The organism is Amycolatopsis taiwanensis DSM 45107 (assembly GCF_000519205.1).
Taxonomy (GTDB): Bacteria; Actinomycetota; Actinomycetes; order Mycobacteriales; family Pseudonocardiaceae; genus Amycolatopsis_E; species Amycolatopsis_E taiwanensis.
This window is the reverse complement of record NZ_KI912599.1, coordinates 51792-74315: the sequence shown is the minus strand read 5'-3', so window position 1 is coordinate 74315 and position 22524 is coordinate 51792. Positions and strand designations below refer to the sequence as shown.

Sequence of the window (22524 nt, the reverse complement as noted above, 5' to 3'; positions counted from 1 at the left end):
GTCCACAGTGAGCTAGCCGGTCCCTGATGCTCGCGGCCCGCCAGGCAAAACGCCCGGCGGGCCGCTGCTCGTCGTCCGCGAGGAGAAGGCGGGTACTGGAGAGGGATTCGAACCCGGTTTCCATACCGTAGAAGGAAGTTCCCGCATAGCCTCACGGACGCCGTTTCATTCCGGGACCAGCTCGTTGAGCCGGTCCAGGGTGATGGCCTCGGAGCCGTCCGGCAGGCCGTCGGGTCGCTCGACACCGACGAACGTGACCGGCTGGTCCAGGCTCATCCCCGGCTGGTACGCGGTGTAGCTCCCGGCCTTGCGGCGCAGCAACTCCACCAGGTACCGCACGGTCAGGTACTCGCGCCGCATGACAGCTCGCACCAGCATCGCCGTGCTGACCTGGTTGACCTCCGTCCGGTTTCCCCACGACGCGCCCCGGACGTAGAGGTGCAACCACTTCGCCGACCACGACCCGTCCTCGCCGCGGGCGAACACCACCGGCAGCGCGACTCGGCCCGAGCCACGCATGTCCGATCGCATCCGTACCGTGCGCGGCTCGAACGGCCTGCCGCGCCGCACCCGGTCGCGGGTCATGAACCCGAACATTGACTCGGCGACCTCGTCGAAGCCCTCGCCCGAGTAGATGTTGACCTGCGGCACGACGTAACGGGCCCGCATGTCGGCGAGCGGAACATCGATGAACTCCGTCGCCCCGTTTGCGGCGTCGGTGATGTCACCCGAGTAATAAGCCCCGCCGTCGTGGTAGTTGGTCCACGAGACGTGGCCCTCGTACTCGAACTGATCGCCGAGCAGCAGCGCGGACAGGTCGTAGTCGGTGCGCCGCGTGGCCTGTCGCCAGTAGGTGAAGAACCGCAGCAGTTCGCCCCGTACCGGTGTGACCGACCCACGCGGCATGATCGCGAACCCGCCCTCGGACGCCTTGCCCGACAGCGGTAGTGCCAGCGCAAGCACCACTGGGTCGACCACCAGCCTCGCCGGCTCCGGCAGCCGCCGGGCCAGCTCGGCGTCGAGCACGCCGGCCGTCCTGGCCACCACCGCGCCATCGAGGGGCGGTCGCCGGTCATCGGTTGTCCACGCACGCCGGTTCCGGTTGACGAAAACCCGCACGGCGTCCGGCTCGGCCCGGTTGACCAGGTGCTCGCGCACCGAGCACAACACCCGTCCGGACACTCCGTCCAGTGCGCCGCTCAGGGCCGTCAATACCTCGCCGAAGTCGTCCGGGGACGCTTTACGCAGCACCCGGTCCAACTGCCGCAGCAGCAGGCCCGGCGCGGCCGACAGCAGCTTCACCGCCCGGCGTACATCGCCGGACGCGAAGGCCAACTCGACCCGTCCCGCGAGCGATCGTGCCTTCCGGTCGCCACGGGCCACAGCGAACACCTCCCGCGCATGCGGGAAGTAGCCGTGCTCATGCGGATGCAGGCGCTCTCCGAGGCGCTGCCACCGCCGCGCGTGCGGCGTCACGTCGGCCAGCTTGCCCCGGTTGTCCGCGACAACGCGGTCCAGCGCGGCCAGCAGCGCTCGCCGCTCCCGCCGCCGGAACGACCGAAACCGCGTCGGCGCCTGCAGGGAAACATCGCCCGCCGATGCCGCACAGGCGACTCGCAGCACGTCGGTGACGGTATCCAGGCCGGCCAGCGGACGCCCGGCAGCGAGCCGAGCGACGTTGACCACGGCGCGGTTCTCGCGCACCGGAACCGACTCGGGCTGCTCGCCGTCCAGGCACTCCACCGCCAGCTCGCCCAAAATCGCCAGATCGGCCTCGCCCAGCGGCGTGACACTTCCGGCCAGCCGCAGGTACAGCGAGGTGATCTCCTGTTCCAGCGCCCCGCCCAGGTGCAGCACCGTGATCCGGTCCTGGGCCGAGGCGATCAGCTCGTCGTGTGCCGCCAGCAGTTCGGCGTAGGTGTGCCGGTAGCGGCCGTACCACGGCAGCGCCAGCAGATTGACCGGGAGCGTCCGCAGCCGCGCGCGCAGTTCCCGCTTGGCGACCTTGACACCGTAGGCCCGGGCCAGCGCGTCACGCAGGCAGGACACCCAGAATTCCACCGTGTCCGGCACGTCGTCGGGGAAGCCGATGAAGTACGAGTTGTGCCGCACGTGGTCGCCGACCAATTCCCGCACCGCGGCGATCACCCGCACCGCGAGGTCCATGGCTACGCCCGGTTCGAGCCCCGACACGTGCTCCATCAGCTCGCGCGAAGCGGTGAACCCCACGCCGAGCAGCGTGGCGTCGAGCTGCCGTGCCACGGCGGCACCGTCACCCGGCGGCCCGTCGATCGCGGGCACCCGCAGTGTTCTGCGGATGATCAACGTTTCCCACATCGTCTTCCCTCCCTCCGCTATCCACAATGGACATAAGTCCGTCAGGCAACACAATTTCCCGAGCACACAAAACGAAACCGCCCGGATCGGTTCCCCGACGGGCGGCTCCTGGGGCCATTTCGGCGTACTACTTCATAGTCATCCAGGCCGAGCCGCAAGCGGGTGCACCATCATCATCCACCGCCACCCACACGGGCAACCAATTTTTCCACGATCCACCCCCTCGCGCCGAGGTCGTCTCCCATGCGGAACCGATGGTCGACCCGCTCCGTCTGATCATGCAGGACCCGAGCTCCCAAGTGAGGCGTTGTCATGAGCAATCCGCTGGTTGCGCAGAAGCAGGACTCGACCACCTGGCATTCCGGGATCAACATTCTCGACGACGCCGCCGGTGTCTACGACGGGGTCCAGTCCGGGTCCTGGATCGAGGGCGGGATCTCGGCCATCGGCGCCGGTATGGACCTGCTGACCATGGCGATGAACCCGGTCGGCACCCTGATCTCCTACGGCCTGAACTGGCTCATCGAACACGTCAAACCCTTGAAAGACGCCCTCGACCACCTCGCCGGCGACGCCGACCAGATCGCCGCCTACTCCCAAACCTGGAAGAACATCGCCCAAGCGGTCCAAAGCGCCGGCAAAGACCTCGCCGCCACCGTCGAGAAGGACACCGCCAACTGGACCGGTCCGGCCGCCGACACCTACCGCGCCAACCTCAAAAACAAGATCGACCACATCAACGCCGCCTCCACCTGCGCCGAAACCATCTCCACAGTCGTGGAGATCGTCGGCGTCATCACCGGCGCGGTCCGCGGGCTGGTCCGCGACATGGTCACCCAAGCTATCGGCGACTTCATCCAAGACGCCCTCGAAGAAGTCTTCTCCCTCGGCCTCGGCACCCCCGTCGTAGTCGCCCAAGTCGTCGAACAAGTCTCCGCCTGGATGGAGAAGATCGGCGCCACCATCAAGAAACTCATCAACTCGGTCGAAAAACTACGGCCGATGATGAGCAAACTCGAAGAAATCTTCGCCGCCATCAAAAAAGTCATGAACACCCTCCACGGCCACCCCGCCGAAGCAGAACCCCACCTCCCCGGCGAATCCACCCACGCCTCCTCCGCCCACGACACCCCCACCACCCACGCCGAGGACCCGACGACCCCGTCCAGAACCGACGGCACGCCCGGCGATACGACCACCGGCTCTTCGGCCGACGGACCGACCGGCAAGTCAGGGGACGGGGACGGTAGCAGCGGCGGCCGGAACCGGCCCGAGGATCCGTCGAAGACAGACAAGTCGTCGCAGGATCTCAATACCTGCAACGATCCGGTCGACGTCGCTTCCGGCCAGGTGGTGATGGCCCAGACCGACCTGGCGCTGGACGGGGTGCTACCGCTTGTGCTGCGGCGCGTGCACCTGTCGTCCTACCGGGCGGGCCGGTTGTTCGGCCCGTCCTGGGCTTCCAGCTTGGACCAGCGGCTCGAGTTCGACGAGCGGGGTGTGGTGTTCATCGGCGAGGACGGCATCCGTCTGGTCTACGCCAATCCGCCGGCCGCCGGCCACGTGCTGCCGGACTTCGGGCCGCGCTGGCCGCTGTCCCGCCTCGACGACGGCGGTTTCGCGGTGGCGCAACAGAAATCGGGTCTTACCTTGCGCTTCGCCGCGGCCAGTGCCGGCGTGGCGGAACTGGCCGCGGTGGTGGATCGCAACGGCAATCGGTACGACCTGGACCGAGACGACTCCGGCGTGGTGTCGGCCGTGCGGCACTCCGGCGGCCACACGGTGGCAGTGGACACCGAGGACGGCCTGATCACCGGCCTGCGGCTGGCCGACCCCAACGGTGCGGACATCCGGATCCTCCGGTTCGCCTACGACAGCGCCGGCCGGCTGGCGGAGATCGTCAACTCCTCGGGCCGGCCACTGAAGTTCGAATACGACCACGCGGGGCGGTTGACGCAGTGGACCGACCGCAACGGCATGTGGTACCGCTACCGCTACGACGGCCAGGGCCGGTGCGTGGCCAACCAGGGCGCAGGTGGGTATCTCAACGGCACGTTCACCTACGAGCACGCGCCGGACGGCAGTGGCACGACCCGCTTCACCGACGCGCTGGGCAACACGACCGTGTACCACCTCAACCACCTCGGCCACACCGTCGCCGAGACCGACCCGCTGGGTCACACCACAACCTTTGAGCGCGATGCCCGCGGCCGTGTGCTGACCCTCACCGACCCGCTGGGCAGGGTACGGCGCAACGAGTACGACGAAGACGGCAACCTCATCCGGGTCACCATGCCGGACGGTACGCAAGCCCTGGCCGAGTACAACGCGCTCGGGCTGCCGGTCACCCAGGTCGACCCCGACGGCGCCGTATGGCGCTTCGAGTACGACGAGCGAGGCAACACCGTCTCGGCCACCGACCCGGCCGGCAACGTCACGCGCTATGCGCATGACCGCACCGGCGCCGTGACGCGCCGGATCGACGCTCTCGGCGGCGAGACGGTGACGGTCAACGACGACGCCGGTCTGCCCGTGGCGGTCACCGACCCGGTGGGCGGCACCGTCCGCTACTCCCGCGACCAACTGGGACGGCTGGCGTCGGTGACCGATCCGCTCGGTAACACCACGATGTTGACCTGGTCGGTCGAGGGGCGGCTGCTCTCCCGCACGCGGACCGACGGCGGGACCGAGCGCTGGACCTACGACCCCGAGGGTTGCATGACGGCCTACGCCGACGCCGCCGGAAATGTCCTGCGGCGGGAGATCATCGGTTTCGACCTGGTGGCGGCGGACATTGACGCGACAGGCGCGAGGACCGAATACACCTACGACGCCATCCTGCGGCTGACCGCGGTCACCAACGCCGAGGGACAGGTATGGCGCTACGACTACGACCCGGCCGGGAACCTGGTGCGGGAGACCGACTACAACGGCCGCGTCGTGACCTACGAGCACGATGCCGCGGGCGCGGTGGCCCGGCGCATCAACGCGGAAGGCCAGAGCGTCTGGATGGCCCGCGACGCGATGGGCCGAGTTGTCGAGCGGCGCACGGACCAGGGGGTCACGACCTTCGAATTCGATCCGGTCGGGCGGCTGCGGCGCGCCGTCAATCCCGATGCCGAACTGATCGTCCAGCGCGACGCCCTCGGCCAAGTGGTGGCAGAAACCGTCAATGGCCGCACCGTGGCCTCCCGCTACGACGCGCTCGGCCGGCGCACCGAGCGGCTGACGCCGACCGGTGCTCGCTCGGCCTGGGATTACGACCCGGCCGGCCGCGCCGTCCGGCTGCACAGCGGCGGGCGCACGGTTTCCTTCGGCTACGACCCCGTCGGCCGGGAGACCGAGCGACTGCTCGACACCGGCGCGATGCTCGCCCAAACCTGGGACGGCAACGACCGTCTGGTCTCCCAGACCGTCAGCACCGTGGCCGGCCTCGGCTCGGCGGCGCGGGCGCGGCTGGTGCAGCAGCGCACCTACCACCATCGCCCCGGCGACCGGCTGGCCGCGGTGGAGGACCGGCTGAGCGGCACGCGGCGCTTCACCCTGGACCCCCACGGCCGGATCACCGGGGTGGAAGGCGCCGCCGGCGTCGAGCGCTACTCCTACGACCGCGCCGGCAACCTCACCGCCGCCTACTGGCCAGGCAATGCGGAACCACAGGCGCAGGGGCCCCGCCAGTATCAGGGCACGCTGGTGCGCGCCGCGGGCGACCGCGACTATCGCTACGACCGTCAGGGCCGGGTCGTGGCCCGGATCCGGAAGCGGCTCTCCCGCCGGCCCGACACCTGGCAGTTCACCTGGGACGCCGAAGATCGGCTCACCGCCGTCCGAACCCCCGACGGCAGCGTGTGGCGTTACCGCTACGACCCACTGGGCCGCCGCATCGCCAAGCAGCGCCTCGCGGCCGACGGATCCGTCGCCGAACAGACATTGTTCGCCTGGGACGGCGTGGAACTGGCCGAGCAACTCCACTCCGGCGGGCACGCCACGGCGTGGGACCTCGACCCGAAGGGCCTGCAGCCCCTCACCCAGGTCGAGCGCGTTCCGCTGAAGGACGCCCCGCAGGCATGGGTCGACGTGGCTTTCTACGCGATCGTCACCGACCTCGTCGGCGCCCCTGCGGAACTGGTGGACCCCTACGGCAATATCGCCTGGCATGCCCAGACCACGGTCTGGGGCCGGGCGCTCGGGCGGCTCGCACACCGGGCGGACACCCCACTGCGGTTCCCCGGCCAGTACCACGATCACGAAACCGGCCTGCACTACAACCACTACCGCTATTACGACCCGGAGAACGCCCGGTACCTCAGCAGCGACCCCCTCGGGCTCGGTGCCGGGCCGAACCCCCGCAGCTACGTCAGCAACCCCCATCGGCTCGCCGACCCGCTCGGCCTGGTCATGTGCGACGAGCAGGCCAAGCGGATCCTGCGCGAAACCGACCCCAACGATCCCGATCAGATAGCCCAGCGCAGAGAGGCGTGGCGGCAGCTGTACGGGCAGGACGAGCCCAGCGTCGACGACACCCGGCGGGCGCTGATCAACCAGGCCAAGAACTCGGTTCGGCGGGGTGCCGGGATACCCAACGAACTGGAGGGTGCCCGGGTCGACATCCCCCGCGACGGCGGAAGCCAGATCCACGTGCAGGGGCGCGGCAACGGCTCCGGAGGCCTCAACTACGACGGGTCGTTCCGGCACAGTGACCCGGGCTGGAACAGAAGAACCTATCAGTGGCTGTACGATCACGGGTTCGCCTGGCCGACGGGAGGCCGTTACGGCGGCCAGTCACCGGGCACCCACGAGTGGTAGCCCGACCACGTCAGCGAGGAGCGCGCATGCCAGAAATGGACCCCCGGTTCGGCCGGCAACTGCGGGAGGTCATGGAACTCAACGAGGTGTGGGATCCGCGCGGCCTGATGACGCTTCCCCCGGGCGGGGACACCTACGAGGAACTGCCCCTGTACGCGACGCTAGGCGAGGTCGAATTCCTCGATGGTCTCCCCGTTCCCGAACAGAACGCCGTCCTCATCCGGGCCGCCGCCGCGCACCTGGCGGTCATACTCGACTACGCCGCCGGGCGCGAGTCCGACTATTTCTGCGCGGTGACCATCGATTTCTGGGACGAGTACGACGACGGCGGGCTGATCACGCCGAGGTTCCTCTACGCGAACCCGGCGCGGGAATTCTTCCAGAACATGTCCCTGCTTCCCGCCAAGAGCGCCTACAGCGCCTTCACCGCGGAATGCCTCGACCACAGCGCGGAATACGTGCTGCACGAGCAATTGGACCCGTACGTCATGAAAAGCGAATCGTGGTCGAATGCCCGCGTCGAGTCGGTGTGGGTGGAGCACATCTCCTGTCAGGTACCCCCAGCAGTCGTGCTGGCCGATCCCCGTCCCTGAGCCCCGGACATACTGACGAGCATGATGGCGCAACCTTGACTTGAGACGATTCCGTCGTTGTCGGTATGAGGATCTTGTGGGCGTTCGGTTCGCTGCTCCTCCGTTCAAATAGTCCCCTTCCGACGCACCGTCAATCAATTTCGCTCGCGACGCGGCCGCGTGAGCGGAGCCGCCGGTCCAGGACGGTGACGACCACCGCCAGTGCGCTGACCGCGATCATGATGACGCCGACGATGTGCAGCCCGTGGTCGGTGACGTTCTCGTGGAACACGATCCCGATGATCGCGGAAGAGCCGATGGACCCGAGATAGGCCGCGGTACGGAGCAGGCCGGCGGCGGTACCCAGCTGAGCGGCGGTGACCTGGGTGTAGAGGGCAGTCTGGTTGCCGATCGAGGTCGTGCCGAGGGTGATGCCGAAGACCAGGGTGATCGCGATGACCGCGATGACCGGCGTGCCGCCGTTCAGCAGCAGGATTCCCGCCGAGCCGCCCAAACACGACACAGCGGCCACGATGAGGGGCCCACGAACCAGATTCCGTTGGGCGAGTGGGCGTACCACGATGGCGGACAGTCCGGTCATGGGGAGCAACAGCAGGCCGGAGGTCATCGAGCTGATGCCCCGCCCCGCTTCGAGCCACTGCGTAAGCCCGTACAGCACGGCATAGATGCACAGGGTCGTCAACGCGAGCCTCAGGTAGGTACGAGTCAGCGCCAGGTTCGTCGCGAGCAGGCGGAAATCGATGAACGGGTTGCCGGCGCGAAGTTCCCAGCCGACCAACGCGGAGCCGAGCACGATCGCGACGCCGAGAGCCCACCAATCGGTGTGCGGCAACGACATCAGGAACACGAGCAAGGCTGCCATCGCACCCGCGAAACCGGCGATGCCCAACGCGTCGACGCGGGCAGCGATGTCACGCGGTCTCTTCGGGACGTCGGCGCGGATGTCCCGGGGCAGCCAGCATGCGGCCATGGCGAAGGCGATCACCGTGGTGGGCAGGTTGATCAGGAAAGTGGTGCGCCAGCCCAACGCGTCGACCAGCACTCCGCCGATCGGCAGACCCACGACGGCGGTGACGGCGCCCGCGATCTGCAAACCCCCGAGCACTCCTCCCGGTGGTTCGGCCAGACCGGCCGCGTCGGCGCGACGGCGGATCATCAGCATCGCTGACGGATAGCCGGCGGAGGTGCCGATGCCGATGAGGATCCGGGCCACGACAAGGGTGGCGAGGTCCGATCCGACGCCGCCGAGGACACCGCCGGTGAGCACGAGCGCGATTCCGGCCAGGAACATGCGCCGGGGTCCGAATACCTCGGCGAGCTTTCCACTGGTCGGTTGCGCGATCGCGCTGGCGAGGTACAGGGCGGAAACCAGGACGGCCGTCTGTCCAACCGGGACGTTTATCGCATGTGCGATCGGGACCAGGGCGGTCGCGATCAGAGAACTGTTGACGGGATTGAGCGCCGAACCGAGGTACAACGGCGTGACGAACCGCCACGGAAATGCGTTGTGCCCCCGCCCCAAGTCGCTCGGCGCCGGCGTGCCGGAAGGTTGCGCCGGGATTGGCGCTTCCGGGTCCGCCATGTCAAGACTCCTTTGCCGGAGCCGGGAACAGGCCGTCGAGGTCGGCGAGCGTGATCACGGACGCCTGTCTGGGAAAGATGCGTCCGGTGAGGAATTCGTGGATTCCGGGGTCGGGATCGGCGGTCGCGTCGGCGAGCACGAAGAGCCGATAGTCACGGTCGGCGGCGTCGCGGACCGTGGACAACACCACTCCGCTGGTGCTGATGCCGGCCAGGATGATGGTCGTGACGCCGCGGGCGCGCAGCCGCTCGTCGAGATCGGTCGTGGAAAAGGCGCTGACGCGTGTCTTGCGGACGACGATGTCGCCCGGCTCAGGTGCTACACGGTCGTGGACCGCGGTCGCCGGCGAGTCGCTGTGCAGTGCCTTCCCGGCCGAGGCCAGCACCGGCGCCAGTGGACTGTGCGGCGGGACGCGTTCGTAGTCCTCGTCATCGAAGGCGACGCGGACATAGGCGACGTGTGCCCCGTGACACCGTACCGTCTCGATCGCGGACGCGGCCCGTGACAGCAAGGCGTCCGCGTCGGGGAGAGAGCGCAGGATGCCGTGCTGATAATCCATGACCAGCAGCACGGTGCGTCGCGGATCGATGGTGCGCGAAACCTGAGTCATGTCTTCTCCTCCTGTCGTGACACGGCGGCTATCTGATCAGGCTAACTTATCAGCTAGCCTTATCAAATAGCCGCGCGGTGACATGAGACGGAACGGCGTCTGATCAGTTAGGCTCATAAGCATGGCTGAGGACCCGGACGTCGACGAACTGTCCGCAATGCTGTACACCGGCATCAGCCTGCTCGTGCGGCGCCTCCGTCAGGTCGCCGAACAGGGTGAGCCGTCCCTGCCCGAGCGCGCCGCACTGTCCAGACTTGACCGGCACGGCCCCGCCACCGCGGCGGAGCTGGCCAGGGCCGAGCAGATCACGCCCCAGTCCATGGGCACCACCCTGGCCGGCCTCCAGGCGCGCGGCCTCGTGGAGCGCCGCGCTGATCCCGCCGACGGCCGCCGGATCATCATGTCGCTGACCAAGGCCGGCCAGCGAGTCCTCCGGCAGAAACGCGACGCCCGCGCCCAGCGGATCTCCAACGCCCTGACCGAGCGGTTCTCCCCCGCCGAGATCAAGAAGCTCCGCGCGGCGGCACCCCTGATCGAGCGCCTTGGTGAGGTCGTCTGAGGGTCAGGAGGCCGGCCTGGGGCCTACCAGCAGTCGCAAGTGCGCCAACAGGTCGCTTCGGGAGGAACAGCCGAACCGCTGCCGCATCCGGGCCACGTGGTACTCCACGGTCTTCGCCGAAATGAACAGGCGCTGGCCGATTTCCTTGTAGGTGAAGCCATCCACCACGAGTTCGGCGACCTCGCGTTCCCGTTCGCTGAGCGTGTGCACGGACCCGCGGGGCGGCTCGGTGTGCAGCGTGTCGCGCTGGTCACCACGGCTGGGCCCCTCGCCGCTCGGCCGTGCGGTCTTGCCGCCCAGCGTGCGAGCGCAGTCCAGCAGGCGCAGCATCCCCTTGCGGTCCGCGGTGCGGATCGCGGCCTGTCCGGCGAGCCGGGGTCCGTCCCACGACAGCCCGGCACCGTGCAGGCCACGCGCGGCCGCCTCGACCTCCCCGGGATCGATGTTGCCGGTCAGCACGTTCAGCCAGCCACGCGCGGCCGCGGCCAGCACCGCGAAGTACGGGTGCCCGTCCGCCACCGCGGTGAGCGCGGCGGCGTGGGGTTCAGCCTCGTCCAGTTGTTCGCTGACGATCGCGGCGTGCATGCGGTTCCACCGCAGGCTCGCCTCCCACAGCGGCGGATTGCCGAGCTGATCGAGCAGTGCCTCCGCTTCGGCCAGGTGCGGGGCCAACCGGTCCTGCCCGCCGAGCCGGGCCGCGGCCACCGCCAGCTCTCCCAGCGGCAGCAGGGAAAACAGGTCGGCGGGATGCCGCACGGCCGCTTCCCTGGCCTGCTCCCAGGCGTCCCGCAGCGCGCCGAGATCGCTTTCCCGGCGGGCGATCCCGACCCGCAAGGCCGCGGCAACCAGGGCGTCGCGCGGCTCCAGCGCCCCCGGCGTCCCACTCGCCTCGGCCAGTTTCTCCCGGGCGGCAACGGTTTCGCCGCGCAGCATCGCACCCCAGGCTTGCAGCAGGCGGTGGCGGCGGACGGCGAGCGTGCCGCCCATCTTCGCGCTGATCGCGCGCGCCAGCACCGAGTCGGCGACCACGAACTCGCCGCAGTGCAGCGCGACCAGCGCAGCCAGCGCGGCCGGAGTGTCGGGCAGCAGTTCCGCTTGCCCCACCGGTTCCAGCATCGACGATGCGCGAGTCAGGGTGGCCAACGCGGTAGCGGCCCCGTCAGTGACCGATTGGTAGACACCTCGCGCCATCTGGGCGGCGGCACTGGTCGCCAGCACCGGTGGACCGCTGTGCCGGCCCTCGGCGAGCATCCGTTCGGCCTCGGCCAGCTGACCGGTCCCGAGCAGGCCGATCACCGCGAACGCCGCTGCCGAGGCCGACCCGGACCACCGGTAGAGCTCCGCGCTCGGCCCGAGCAGGCCACGGTGTGCCAGCACCATGCCGGCGACCTTGGCGGCCTGTGCCCGGTCCGCCTCGTCGGCGCCGGCCACCACGCCGTCGGCCAAGCGCAGCGCGGTGTCGAAGTCGCCGGAGAGGCCGGCCGCCTGCGCCCGGCGACCGGCCAGCACGGCCGCGGGTGCCCCGGCGGCGATCGCGGCGGCATACAGTTCGGCGGCCAGGTGCGGCGACTCGGCGAGCGCCTCGTCCCCGGCCTGCTCGAACGCCGCCGCGATGCTCCGGCCACCCGCTCCGGTGCCCAGCAGCGGCCGCACCAGGGCGAGCACCGGGCCGCCCCGCGCGCGTTGCGCCTCGATGAGCTGCCGCTGCACGGAGAGTCTGCGCTCAGCCGGGCTGAGCGCGGTGATCGCCCGCTGGGCGATGGGCAGCAGCGCACCACCTCGGTCCAGCATCCCGGTCGCGCGGGCACCGTCCATCAACTCCCACGCGGTGTCCACGTCGAGGCCGAGCAGCGCGGTGAGCAGTTCGGTGTCCAGACCGGGCGCGACCGCCTTGCCGAGCAGCAATCGATACACCTCCGGGTCGAGCCGGTCCAGCTCGGGCTGGAACTGCGTGACGGCCGCCTGCGGCACCTGGAACGGAGCCTTCAGCCGGGTTCCGAGCTGCGCCTGGCGCACCGCGCGCAGGACCCGGTCGACGTATCGCTGAACGCCGCCGGTCTGCTCGTCGAGCAGTTCGACCAGCCCGGCCGGCGGCTCCCCCTCGGGCAGGACGTCACCGAGCAGCGCGGCGGCCCGGCCGACGATGCCCGCGCGATCCAGCGGCCGGAGCAGCACGGCCGGGTGGGTGCGCTCCAGGATCCCGGCCAGTTCGGTCAGCGCGGGTGAGGCCGGCCAGGGCCGGTAAGCGACGATCAGCCGCGCCTGCTCGTCCACCGCCAGGTCCACCAGCCGTTCCAGATGACCACCGGGCAGTCGATGGGCGTCGTCGACCAGGATCACGGCCTCACGAGAGCGGGGCGCGTCGGCCAACGCCTCCTCGACGTTCAGCACCGGCACGCCCGCGTGCCGGAAACAGCTGCGCAACTCCGCCAACAGTGTGCTCTTGCCGTATCCGCCGGGGGCGCGGATCGCGGCGCGCACCGGCGCGAGCGGATCGGCCGCGACGCTTGCGGCGAGCTCGCCGGCTTCATCACCGGTGACGAGCTGGTTCGTCTGGCTCAAGGGCGATCCTCCCTGCCTTGGGTCGTCCGCGACGAGCTGGGCGATCGGGATCCCAACAGCCCCGCCGCCGAGAACAACGCGTAGCCGGCCCCGATGTCGATACGCAGCACGGATGGCACCCGGGGTACCCGGTGCTCCGGCTCCTGCCTCGCGCTCGTAACAACCCCCGTATCCCTAGTACCCCTAGCCGGCGGAGCACCCGAATCCCTAGTGGCATCACTCGACGACTGGGAGTGATCCCCGATGGCACGAGCACCCTACCGGCCTACGGTGGAAAGGAAACCAAGAAGGCCTCGTGCCTTCGGGGAAAATGACCAACTACCGGCCACTTCAGGAGAAGAACGACTATGGGCCCGGTGCAGACGCTGCACGATTTCGCATTGAACCTTCTCAGCGACCCGCAAGCTCTCGCGGACTTCAACGCCGACCCGCAGGCGGTGCTGAGCGCCGCCGGCCTGGACGACGTAAGTGCAGCCGACGTGCACGAGATCATGCCGCTTGTCATGGACCTCGCCCCGGCTTCCGTGACCGACTCGCTGTCCTCGTTCGACGCCGCCGGTGACGTCACCGGCACGCTGGACACCGCCCGCGCCGCCCTCGCCAATGCGACCGCCCCGCTGGGTGGCATCCTGGGCGACCTGCCCAACCTGAGCGGCGTGTTCGGCGCCGTCAGCGACGTGGCCGAGCAGACCGGCCTGAACACCGTCACGCACGAGGCGCTCGGCGCGGTCTCCGACGTCGTGGACGGCGTCGCCGACGCCGTTTCCGGCGTGCCGATCGCCGGCCCGGTGCTGGAAGCGGGCGCCATCGACCTCGAAAACACGGTCAGCGCCGTGGGCGACCACCTGTTCGACGGCAAGCTCGTCGGCGCCTCGGTCGATGCCCTCACCAACCACCTCGGTGACGCCCTCATGCCGGGCGCACTGGTCGACACCGTGAGCCAGTTGCCGGCGGTCGGCGCGCCCCTCGGCGGTCTGCTCGAGGACGTCCGGACCGAGGGCAGCGCCCTGCTCGGCACGGTGAACGCGGCCATCGGCTCCACCCCGGTGGGCATGCAGGGCGGCGACCTCGTGTCCGACCTGTCCGTCAGCGATCTGTCCAGTGTGAACACCACGCTGAACACCGTGACCGACTCGGTGAGCGAAAACCTCGGCAACCTGCCGCTGGTCGGCGGCGCCGTGTCCGGCGCGATCGACGCCGCCTCCGGCGTGGTCGACACCGCGACCACCACGGTCGGGGACTTCGCCGCGACCGGTGACCTGTCCGGCACGCTGGACCAGGTCACGTCCGCCCTTCCGGCCGCTCCGGCCCTCCCGGCCGTCGGCGATGTCGTCGACTCGGTCAACTCGACCGTCGGTGGCCTCGCCGCGAACGCGCCGGCCGTCGGCGACGTTGTCGGCTCGGTCGGCTCGACCGTCGGTGGCCTCGCGGCGAACGCGCCGGTTGTGGGCGACGTGGTCAACTCGGTCGGCTCGACCGTCGGTGACGTCACCGCGCACGTTCCGGCCGTGGGCAACGTGATGAACACCGCGATGGGCACGGTCGGCAACACCAGCGTCGCGGACATCCACCAGGACGTGACCAGCCACGTCGCGAACCTCCACAGCACCGTGAGCGGTCTGGCCAGCGACCTCAACGTCGGGCACGTCGCCGACGTTCCGGACCTGCACGCCGCTGACGGCCTGCTGGGCGACCTCCACCTCGGTCAGTGAGGTAAGCACTCGCTCACGCGCAAAACCGCAGGTCCGGACCTTTCGGCGGGGAAGGTCCGGACCTGCTTCCGTATGTCCTGCCGGGCGGGCCACGAGCCTGGAGGTACCCACGTGACTCGGCATGATCAACGACACGCTCCCCACCCCAGCCGTCCCAATCCGGCGACCCCCGCCAACCCAGAACCCCACCCCACTCCCCAACCCAGAACTCACCCTCCCCAACCCAGAACTCACCTTCCCCAACCCAGAACTCGCCGTCCCCAACCCAGAACTCGCCGTCCTGAGCCGGGGACACGCCCGGCTGAACCAGGAACACACGCGCCTGAACCAGGAACATGGATGCCTGGAGCGGGGACACGCCAGGCCCCGGCGTGTCCCCGGTTCAGGTAGCCGAGTTCCCGGTTCAGCACGGCGAGTCCCCGGTTCGGGACGGCGTGTTCCCGGTTCAGCACGGCGAGTCCCCGGTTCGGGGAGGCGGGGTCCCGGTTCGGGACGGTGAGTTCCCGGTACAGGACGGCGTGTTCCTGGTTCGGGACGGTGAGTTCCCGGTTCGGGACGGTGAGTTCCCGGTTCGGGACGGTGAGTTCCCGGTTCGGGACGGTGAGTTCCCGGTTCGGGACGNCCGGTTCGGGACGGTGAGTTCCCGGTTCGGGACGGTGAGTTCCCGGTTCGGGACGGTGAGTTCCCGGTTCGGGACGGTGAGTTCCCGGTTCGGGAGGGTGAGTTCCCGGTTGGGGAGGGTGGGTTCGGGTCAGCGCTGGTAGATCGCCGTGGTCCGGCCGATGGCCAGGGCGGCGCCGGGCAGGTCGGCGACTCCGTTGACCGGGCCGCGCAGCGCCCACACGGTGAGCACGTAGTGGTGCAGGACGCCAGGCGGTGGACAGGGCAGCCGGTAACCGTTGCCGAGTTCCCGGGCCGGAGCCGGCAGCGAGCCGCTGGCCCCTTCGGGCAGTTCCGTTATGGTCGCCGGTAGGTCGAATACCGCCCAGTGCACGAGGTTGTACTGGTCGACGTCGATCACGGTGATCGCGTAGTTCCGGACTTCCGCTCCCGCGCCCTGCCAGGACAGCGGTGGCGACACACTGGGGTCGCCCAGCCGGTCGCAGGCGTACGGGGGTCGCAGCGCACCGCCGTCCGGCCAGGCAGCCGAGGTGATGGTGAGGGTGCTCGGCACCGGCGCACTGCTGCCCGATGTCGCGGACGCGCTCCCGCCGGGTGTTACTGGCGTGCTGCCGCCCGACGTCGCTGACGCACTGGCGCCCTGTGTTTCGCCGGGTGGGACGGGGTTACCGCCGCAGCCGGCCAGAATGCCCGACATCAGCAGCAGGGCCAGCGCCGCACGTCCACACATCCGCATACCGGCTACCAGTACGCGCCCGGGCCGAGGTCGGCAACTACGCCAGTCTCGCTGGGCAACGAATTTCTACAATCGTGACGATCACGGTCTCGGTTGGCTACCGTCGTGATCACGATGATCACTGTCTGCGGCGGACAGCCCGGTGTATGTGAGTGGACCCTGTCGCCGTTGAGTTAATCGTTAGCCGGCGTACGCGGTTCATGCGAGAAGAACCGCGTCCGCTCTTTGGCCGAACTGGGCCATGTGGACAAGCGGCTCGCGGAGAAGACATCGCCTTGTCTGATCCAATGTGCCGCGTCGCCGATATCGAGCACGCGTGACTCACTTCCTGAGTGCTCGGCGTTGTGCCGGGCTGAGGCGGTCCGGCCTGGTGGCGAGGGTGTAGGTCTCCGGCCCGATTGCCTGCAGGGCAAGGGGATCGGCGACGGCCGGTTGATGCCGGATCGCGTCCACGGCGGCGGTGGTGCGATCCCGGGACCAGCCGAGCGCGGTGGCCAGCGTGTTCAGGGTGAGTGGTCGACTGGCGTGCACGAGGGCGGCAAGCACGGTCAGCGCGTCGTACACCACGGTCTCAGCGAGGGTGCTGCCACTCATCTGTTCGCTGAGCCGCGCGAAGAACTGGCCCATCTTGCCGAGCCGGGCACCGGCGGTCGTGTCGGCGCCGAAGATCGCGATGCCCCGCCGCGCGGCGGTCGCGATCTCGCCGTGCGCGCCGGTGTCGGCCTGCCACGCCCGGAGCCACACATCGTCGTCGATGAGGTATCGCTCGCGGCGGCCACCGGAATCCGGTTGGCGCACCACCAGTTCCATGGCTTCGAGGTAGCCGATGGACTTGGATACCGACGCCGGACTGACCTGCAGCCGGCGCACCAGGTCGGCTGCCGTCAGGCCGCTCGCGTCGGCGGTGAGCAGGCAGACGAACACCCGGGCGGTCATCCGGGGCAGGCCGGTCGCGGCCAGCAGCGTTGCGAACTGGTCCACGAAGCCGCGCACCACCTCGGCCGGCTCGGCCACCGGCTCGGCCGGCCGGGCCGGCTTGCGCCGGCGAGCACGGTGGCCGGCGGCCTGCTGCGCGTGGTTGGCCAGGTAGTCGCCGGACGCGGCGTTGCGTGCGACCTCGCGGCTGATCGTGGACGTCGGCCGGCCGAGTCGCCGGCCGATCTCGGCGTAGCCGAGCCCGTCGGCAAGCCATTCCTCGATCCGCCGACGGTCCTCGTGGGTCAGCCTGCCTCCCGGCACCGGCGCACCTCCCTCTGCTTTGCGTTCATCGACGATACATTGCAACGACCCGATCGGAACAGTTGCATTTATTCACAATCCTGTTGCAACAATTGGCGTTCAACTCCAGTTTTATTCCATCATCTTGTTGACGCGATCTGAAACGCAACGTAGCTTTTGCTCATCTTGAAAGGGAGGACACCACAATGCACGTGATGGCCGTATCGACCGTCTCGGACGAAGGCAAGTTCTGGAGCGGCGTGAAGAAGGCACACGCCAAGCTCCCCAAGGGCGCCAGGTGGAAGGTGGCGGTCGCGAGCAAGGACGGAGCCAAGGCGGTGAACATCATCACCCACGACTCCATCGAGGGTGTTCGGGATTTCTTCGAGACGCACGCCGGCGCCTACGCCACAACGGAGTACTTCGAAGCGGACGCCGCGAACGCCGTGGGTCTCCCACGATGATCGACGTACCGCGAATCCAGGCCCGGGTCACCGAACTCCTGGCGGAGTACGGAATCCCGAGCGCCGCGATCGGCGTGCTCCACAACGGAGAGTTCACCGAATTCGCGGTCGGTGTCATGAACGTGGAAACGCAGGAACCCGCGACAACGGACACCGTTTACCAGTGCGGTTCCATGACCAAGACCTGGACCGCGCTGGCTTTCATGCAACTCGTCGACGAGGGAAAAGTGGATCTGGACGAGCCGGTACGGACGTACCTGCCCGGTTTCACTGTGGCCGATCCCGAGGCAAGCGCCAAGGTCACCCCTCGCCACCTGCTGTACCACACCAACGGTATCGAAGAGGCCTACGGCAATCCTGGTGAAGACGACGACGTCTACGAGCGCATGATCGAGAACATCGCCGACGCGCCCCAGGTCTTCCCGCTGGGCCATACCCACGGTTACAGCGCGGCGCTCGGTTACGCGATCCTCGCGCGGATCCTGGAGGTGCACGATGGCGCACGCTGGGACGACGTCATGCGAGATCGTCTCTTCGATCCCATGGGCCTGACCAGCACGAACAGTTGGCGCGAGCAGGTGGACGAAACCCGGGCCGCGACCGGGCACCTGATCAGGTCCCTGGACGAGGGCCCCATCATCACACCGGTGGACTACCTGCCGCGCGCCTTCGGCCCCGGCGGGGGCATCACCTCGACGACCCGCGAAGTGCTCGGAATGGCGCACGTTTTCCTCACCGGCGGCACAGCGCCGAACGGAAAGCGGGTCGTCTCGGCCGAAAGCATTCGAGAAATGATGCGTTCGCGAGTACCCGTACCGGATCCGTATATGTTCGGCCCGGAATGGGCGCTCGGTCTCATCGTGTGTGACTGGCCCGGCGAAACCGTCTACGCGAGTGATGGCAGCACGATCGGCCAGAACGCCCGGCTCCGGATCCTGCCGGACTCGAACACCGCCATCGCCATGCTGACGAACGGCGGTCCGAGGGAAAGCTTCTACCACAAGGTGTTCAACGAGATCCTGGCCGGCCTCGGCATGGTCACCATCCCGGACCTGCCCACACCCGATACGACCCTGAATCTCGACCTGTCCAGATATGAAGGCGTCTACGAGCGCCCCGGCGCACGCCACGAAGTGTCGGCCGAAGGCCGAAAGCTGTACCTGACCCTGGTACTCGACCCAATGCAGGCGGAATTCCTCCAGAAACCGGACCGCATCAGCTACGAGTTGCTCCCGGTGAGCGAGACGCATTTCCTGATGCCGCCGACGGATTCGTTGGAAGACACCCAGACGGTCGCGATCTACGACTTCGCGGACGGCGCCGCGCGATATCTCCACACCAACTGCCGAGTACACCCACGGCTGAAATGACCCGTGCAGCGATGGAATGTGTCCCCGGCTCAGGCGGGTGAGTTCCGGGTTCAGGCACCCGTGTCCCCGGCCCAGGCACCCGAGTTCCCGGCCCAGGCACCCGAGTTCCCGGTTCAGGCACCCGAGTTCCCGGTTCAGGCAAGCGAATTCCGGGTTCGGGAAGCCACATTTGCCAGGCCGCCAGCAGGATGTGGCAGAACCGGGACAACGCCCTCCTGCCTCGGTTCTGACTCCTGCTCGTGGCAGGGTGTTGGCATGCGGGTGTCAGTGCTCGGGCCGTTGGAGGTGGCCGCCGACCACAAGGTGGTGGAGATCGGCGGAACGAAGCTACGGGCGCTGCTTATCCGGCTCGCGGTGGACGTCGGGCATCCGGTCTCCGCGGACTCGTTGGTGGACGCTGTCTGGCCGGAAGCCGCTCCCGCCCATCCGGCGGCCGCGTTGCAGTCATTGGTGTGGCGCCTGCGGCAGGCCCTCCCGGACGAGCGGATCGTGCGATCCGGAAGTGGTTGGTACCAGCTCGATCTGCCGCTGGACGCGGTGGACAGCCACCGGTTCGAGCGGCTGGCCGGTGCGGGGCAGCGAGCGCTGCGGGCGGGCGATGTCGACCTGGCGCGCCAGCGGTTGCGGGAAGCGCTGGCGCTCTGGCGGGGTGATCCGCTGATCGAGGTGGCGGACGCGCCGTACGCGGTCGCGACCGGCGTCCGGTTACGGGAACTGTGGCTCACCGCCGTCGAAGATCGGGTGGAGGCCGATCTCGCGGTCGAACCGGCCTGGTCCTTGGGGGCCGAGTTGGCGGAGTTGACCGCGGCGTACCCGCTGCGGGAACGGCTGTGCGTGCTGCTGATGCGGGCGCTGGACGCCGACGGCCGGCGTGCGGAGGCGCTCGCGGTGTACGAGCGTATGCGGCGCCGACTGGCCGACGAGCTCGGCTCCGATCCCGGTGCCGAGTTGCAGCGGACGCATTTGGCGCTGTTGCGGGGTAACCGGCCGGAAAGGGATCGGCCGCGGGGAAACCTGCGGGCGCCGATGACGAGTTTCGTCGGGCGCGCCGGAGAATTGGCGCGGATTCGCGAACGGCTGCGGGAAGGCCGGCTGGTGACGCTGGTCGGACCGGGAGGTGTGGGCAAGACGCGGCTGGCCACCGCGTTCGCGGCCGGGGTCACCGATCGCATCGAGGGTGGGACGTGGTTGGTGGAGCTGGCGCCGGTGGCCGCCGCCGGCGACGTCGCACGGGCAGTGCTTGCCGCAGTGGGCCCGCGCGAAGTCGGTCCCCCGGCCTCTTCGGGCGATCCGCTGCGGCGCCTGACCGAGGTTCTTGCGCCCAGTGCGGCACTGCTCGTGCTGGACAACTGCGAGCATGTGGTCGGGGCCGCCGCGCGCCTGGTCGACGAACTCCTGGCCCGCTGCCCGCGCCTGCTGGTCGTGGCCACCAGTCGCGAACCCCTCGGTGTCGCCGGCGAGCGGCTGTGCCCGGTGGAACCGCTGCCGCTGCCGGAGCCGGGTGAACCGGCCGAGAAGAGCCCGGCGGTAAGGCTGTTCGCCGACCGCGCGGCCGCGGTACGCCCCGATTTCGTGCTCTCCGACGATGCGGCGATCGAAGTGGCCGACGTGTGCCGGCGGCTGGACGGGCTGCCGCTGGCGATCGAGCTGGCCGCCGTCCGGTTGCGGACGATGGCTCTCGGGCAGCTCGCCACCCGCCTCGACGACCCCTTACGGGTCCTGGCCGGCGGGGCGCGTTCGGCGCCGGAACGACACCGGACCCTCCGTGCGGTGGTGGCGTGGAGCTGGGATCTGCTGACCGGCGCCGAGCGCGCGCAGGCGGCTCGGCTGGCGGTGTTCCCGTCCTCGTTCACGGCCGAGGCCGCCGACCGCGTGGGCGTCGCGTGGGAAACGCTGGACACGCTGGTGGACAAGTCCTTGCTGCACCTGGTGGGCGAGCGGTACCGGATGCTGGCGACCATTCGCGAGTACGGCCTCGAACGACTCGCCGCCAGCGGTCTGGCCGACTCGGTACGCGCGGCGCACGCGGCGTGGTTTCTCGACCTCGCCGAGCGCGCGGCGCGACACCTGCGCGGCGCCGGGCAACTGCGCTGGCTCGGGGTGTTGACCGTGGAGCGGGACAACCTGCTTGCCGCTCTCCGCTTCGCCGCCGACGCCGGAGATGCCGCAACGGCAAGGAGATTGGCTGCCGCGCTCGGTCTGTTCTGGGCGATCCTGGGCGGTCACGCGGAAGCCGCAGACCGGTTGCACACCGCGCTAACGGTCCCGGGCCCGGCCTCCGCGACGCACACGGCCGTGGCAGCGCAGTACCTGTTCCACACGGTGCTCGCCGGGCGGGCACCGGACACCGCTGCGGTCGCTTGCGTTGCCGAGCCGGACGATGTCGAGCAACCGGACACGACGCTGGTGACGGCGTTGCTGGCGCTGATCGGCAACGACATCCGCGCCGGGCTCACCGCGATCGACCGGCATGGACCACCGCCGGATCCCTGGCAACGCGGGATCTCGGCACTGGTGCGCGCGATGTTGACCGGCGCTGCCAGTGATATATCGACAATGCGACGGGACCTGGCGGCCGCGGCGGCGGCCTTCCGCGAGTCCGGGGAACGCTGGGGGCTCGCCACTTCACTGACGTACCTCGGGCTGGCCGAGGGCGTAGCCGACGACGTCGACACGGCGGAATCGGCGCTGGGCGAGTCGATCCGGCTGATTCGCCAGCTGGGCGGCACCGATCACGTTCAGCGCGCCTGGCTGGCCATGATGCACGCCCAGCAGGGCCGTCTGGAAGAGGCCCGTGCCGACCTGCTGGCGATCCTCGACGAAGGCGTGCCGAGCACGGCCGAGGCGCTGACCCGGCTGTTCCTCGCCGATCTGGCTCGGCACCGGGGCGAGCTGACGCAGGCAGCGGCCGAGCTCGACCTGGCTGCCGGTTGGCTGGGCGATGGCGGGTTCAACGACGCGTTGCTGCGGTTGGGCCAGGGCCACCTTGCCCTGGCAAGCAACGATCTCGACGCGGCCGGCCCGCGGCTGCGGGAAGCGTTCGGGTTGGCCTCGTCGCTGCCGGACATGCCGATGGTCGCGCAGGTCGCGGTGGGCGTCGCGGAACTCACGCTGCGACGCGGAGCCGCCGGGGATGCCGCCACCGTCCTCGGTGCCGCCCATGCGTTGCGCAATGCCGCCGCCACCGGCCAACTCGACGTTCGCCGGCTAAGCCAGGAGCTGCGCACCACGCTCGGCCCAACGGCCTACCGGGACGCCTACGACCAGGGCCGGCACCTCGACCGCGACGCCGCGCTCGCCGCCGTCGCCGGCCAGCTGGGCTGCTGACCGCCGCGTGAGAGCGGGACGAAAGTC

The 22524-nt window shown here is 69.3% G+C and carries 13 protein-coding genes; 7 read left to right on the top strand and 6 right to left on the bottom strand.

The annotated features are described in order from the left end of the window. Positions 1-165 precede the first annotated feature (165 nt). A complete protein-coding gene (locus A3CU_RS0137905) occupies positions 166-2337 on the bottom strand; it encodes a TerD family protein (RefSeq protein ID WP_027946634.1) in 2172 nt (723 codons plus the stop codon). Positions 2338-2649: 312 nt separating this feature from the next. Here A3CU_RS0137905 and A3CU_RS48645 point away from each other — a divergent pair, with 312 nt between their 5' ends. After that, a complete protein-coding gene (locus A3CU_RS48645) occupies positions 2650-7143 on the top strand; it encodes an RHS repeat-associated core domain-containing protein (protein WP_052372856.1) in 4494 nt (1497 codons plus the stop codon). Between the two features lie 26 nt (positions 7144-7169). Beyond that, a complete protein-coding gene (locus A3CU_RS0137895) occupies positions 7170-7736 on the top strand; it encodes an Imm15 family immunity protein (protein WP_156960760.1) in 567 nt (188 codons plus the stop codon). A gap of 130 nt (positions 7737-7866) precedes the next feature. Here the strand turns inward: A3CU_RS0137895 and A3CU_RS48640 are convergent, their stop codons facing one another. Next, positions 7867-9318 (bottom strand): MFS transporter, encoded by a 1452-nt coding sequence (locus A3CU_RS48640; RefSeq protein WP_084144157.1) that lies wholly within the window; start codon positions 9316-9318, stop codon positions 7867-7869. A gap of 1 nt (position 9319) precedes the next feature. Then, positions 9320-9928, bottom strand: a complete 609-nt coding sequence (locus tag A3CU_RS48635) for a cysteine hydrolase family protein (protein WP_043843927.1) — start codon at positions 9926-9928, stop codon at positions 9320-9322. 121 nt (positions 9929-10049) lie between these two features. Between A3CU_RS48635 and A3CU_RS0137880 the strand changes: the two genes are divergently transcribed. Next, the gene (locus tag A3CU_RS0137880; protein ID WP_027946632.1) at positions 10050-10487 is read left to right on the top strand and encodes a MarR family winged helix-turn-helix transcriptional regulator; all 438 of its coding nucleotides are present in this window, start codon (positions 10050-10052) and stop codon (positions 10485-10487) included. A gap of 3 nt (positions 10488-10490) precedes the next feature. On the opposite strand, the gene A3CU_RS0137875 is transcribed toward A3CU_RS0137880, so the two are convergent. Next, positions 10491-13049: a LuxR C-terminal-related transcriptional regulator gene (locus A3CU_RS0137875; RefSeq protein WP_043843925.1), complete on the bottom strand. Its 2559-nt coding sequence runs from the start codon at positions 13047-13049 to the stop codon at positions 10491-10493. Between the two features lie 347 nt (positions 13050-13396). Here A3CU_RS0137875 and A3CU_RS48630 point away from each other — a divergent pair, with 347 nt between their 5' ends. Continuing rightward, on the top strand, positions 13397-14761 hold the full coding sequence (locus A3CU_RS48630) for an IniB N-terminal domain-containing protein (protein WP_052372855.1): 1365 nt from the start codon (positions 13397-13399) through the stop codon (positions 14759-14761). Between the two features lie 751 nt (positions 14762-15512). On the opposite strand, the gene A3CU_RS50335 is transcribed toward A3CU_RS48630, so the two are convergent. Continuing rightward, a complete protein-coding gene (locus A3CU_RS50335; RefSeq protein ID WP_169739739.1) occupies positions 15513-16112 on the bottom strand; it encodes a YbhB/YbcL family Raf kinase inhibitor-like protein in 600 nt (199 codons plus the stop codon). Between the two features lie 327 nt (positions 16113-16439). Next, positions 16440-17357: a GbsR/MarR family transcriptional regulator gene (locus A3CU_RS0137855; protein WP_027946630.1), complete on the bottom strand. Its 918-nt coding sequence runs from the start codon at positions 17355-17357 to the stop codon at positions 16440-16442. 194 nt (positions 17358-17551) lie between these two features. On the opposite strand from A3CU_RS0137855, the gene A3CU_RS0137850 reads away from it, so the two are divergent. From A3CU_RS0137850 to A3CU_RS0137840, 3 genes are all read left to right on the top strand, one after another. Then, positions 17552-17800 (top strand): hypothetical protein, encoded by a 249-nt coding sequence (locus tag A3CU_RS0137850; RefSeq protein ID WP_245617510.1) that lies wholly within the window; start codon positions 17552-17554, stop codon positions 17798-17800. Beyond that, positions 17797-19170 carry a serine hydrolase domain-containing protein gene (locus A3CU_RS0137845; RefSeq protein WP_043843923.1) on the top strand — a complete coding sequence of 458 codons (1374 nt, stop codon included), beginning with the start codon at positions 17797-17799 and terminating at the stop codon, positions 19168-19170. Before A3CU_RS0137850 ends, A3CU_RS0137845 begins: the two co-directional genes overlap by 4 nt. 255 nt (positions 19171-19425) lie before the next feature. Then, a complete protein-coding gene (locus tag A3CU_RS0137840) occupies positions 19426-22497 on the top strand; it encodes an ATP-binding protein (RefSeq protein ID WP_027946627.1) in 3072 nt (1023 codons plus the stop codon). Positions 22498-22524: the final 27 nt, after the last annotated feature.

Bases quoted from the DNA above. Each gene is read 5' to 3' on its own strand.
- A3CU_RS0137905 (WP_027946634.1), bottom strand. From the start codon at position 2,337: ATGTGGGAAACGTTGATCATCCGCAGAACACTGCGGGTGCCCGCGATC.
- A3CU_RS48645 (WP_052372856.1), top strand. From the start codon at position 2,650: ATGAGCAATCCGCTGGTTGCGCAGAAGCAGGACTCGACCACCTGGCAT.
- A3CU_RS0137895 (WP_156960760.1), top strand. From the start codon at position 7,170: ATGCCAGAAATGGACCCCCGGTTCGGCCGGCAACTGCGGGAGGTCATG.
- A3CU_RS48640 (WP_084144157.1), bottom strand. From the start codon at position 9,318: ATGGCGGACCCGGAAGCGCCAATCCCGGCGCAACCTTCCGGCACGCCG.
- A3CU_RS48635 (WP_043843927.1), bottom strand. From the start codon at position 9,928: ATGACTCAGGTTTCGCGCACCATCGATCCGCGACGCACCGTGCTGCTG.
- A3CU_RS0137880 (WP_027946632.1), top strand. From the start codon at position 10,050: ATGGCTGAGGACCCGGACGTCGACGAACTGTCCGCAATGCTGTACACC.
- A3CU_RS48630 (WP_052372855.1), top strand. From the start codon at position 13,397: ATGGGCCCGGTGCAGACGCTGCACGATTTCGCATTGAACCTTCTCAGC.
- A3CU_RS50335 (WP_169739739.1), bottom strand. From the start codon at position 16,112: ATGTGTGGACGTGCGGCGCTGGCCCTGCTGCTGATGTCGGGCATTCTG.
- A3CU_RS0137850 (WP_245617510.1), top strand. From the start codon at position 17,552: ATGGCCGTATCGACCGTCTCGGACGAAGGCAAGTTCTGGAGCGGCGTG.
- A3CU_RS0137845 (WP_043843923.1), top strand. From the start codon at position 17,797: ATGATCGACGTACCGCGAATCCAGGCCCGGGTCACCGAACTCCTGGCG.
- A3CU_RS0137840 (WP_027946627.1), top strand. From the start codon at position 19,426: ATGCGGGTGTCAGTGCTCGGGCCGTTGGAGGTGGCCGCCGACCACAAG.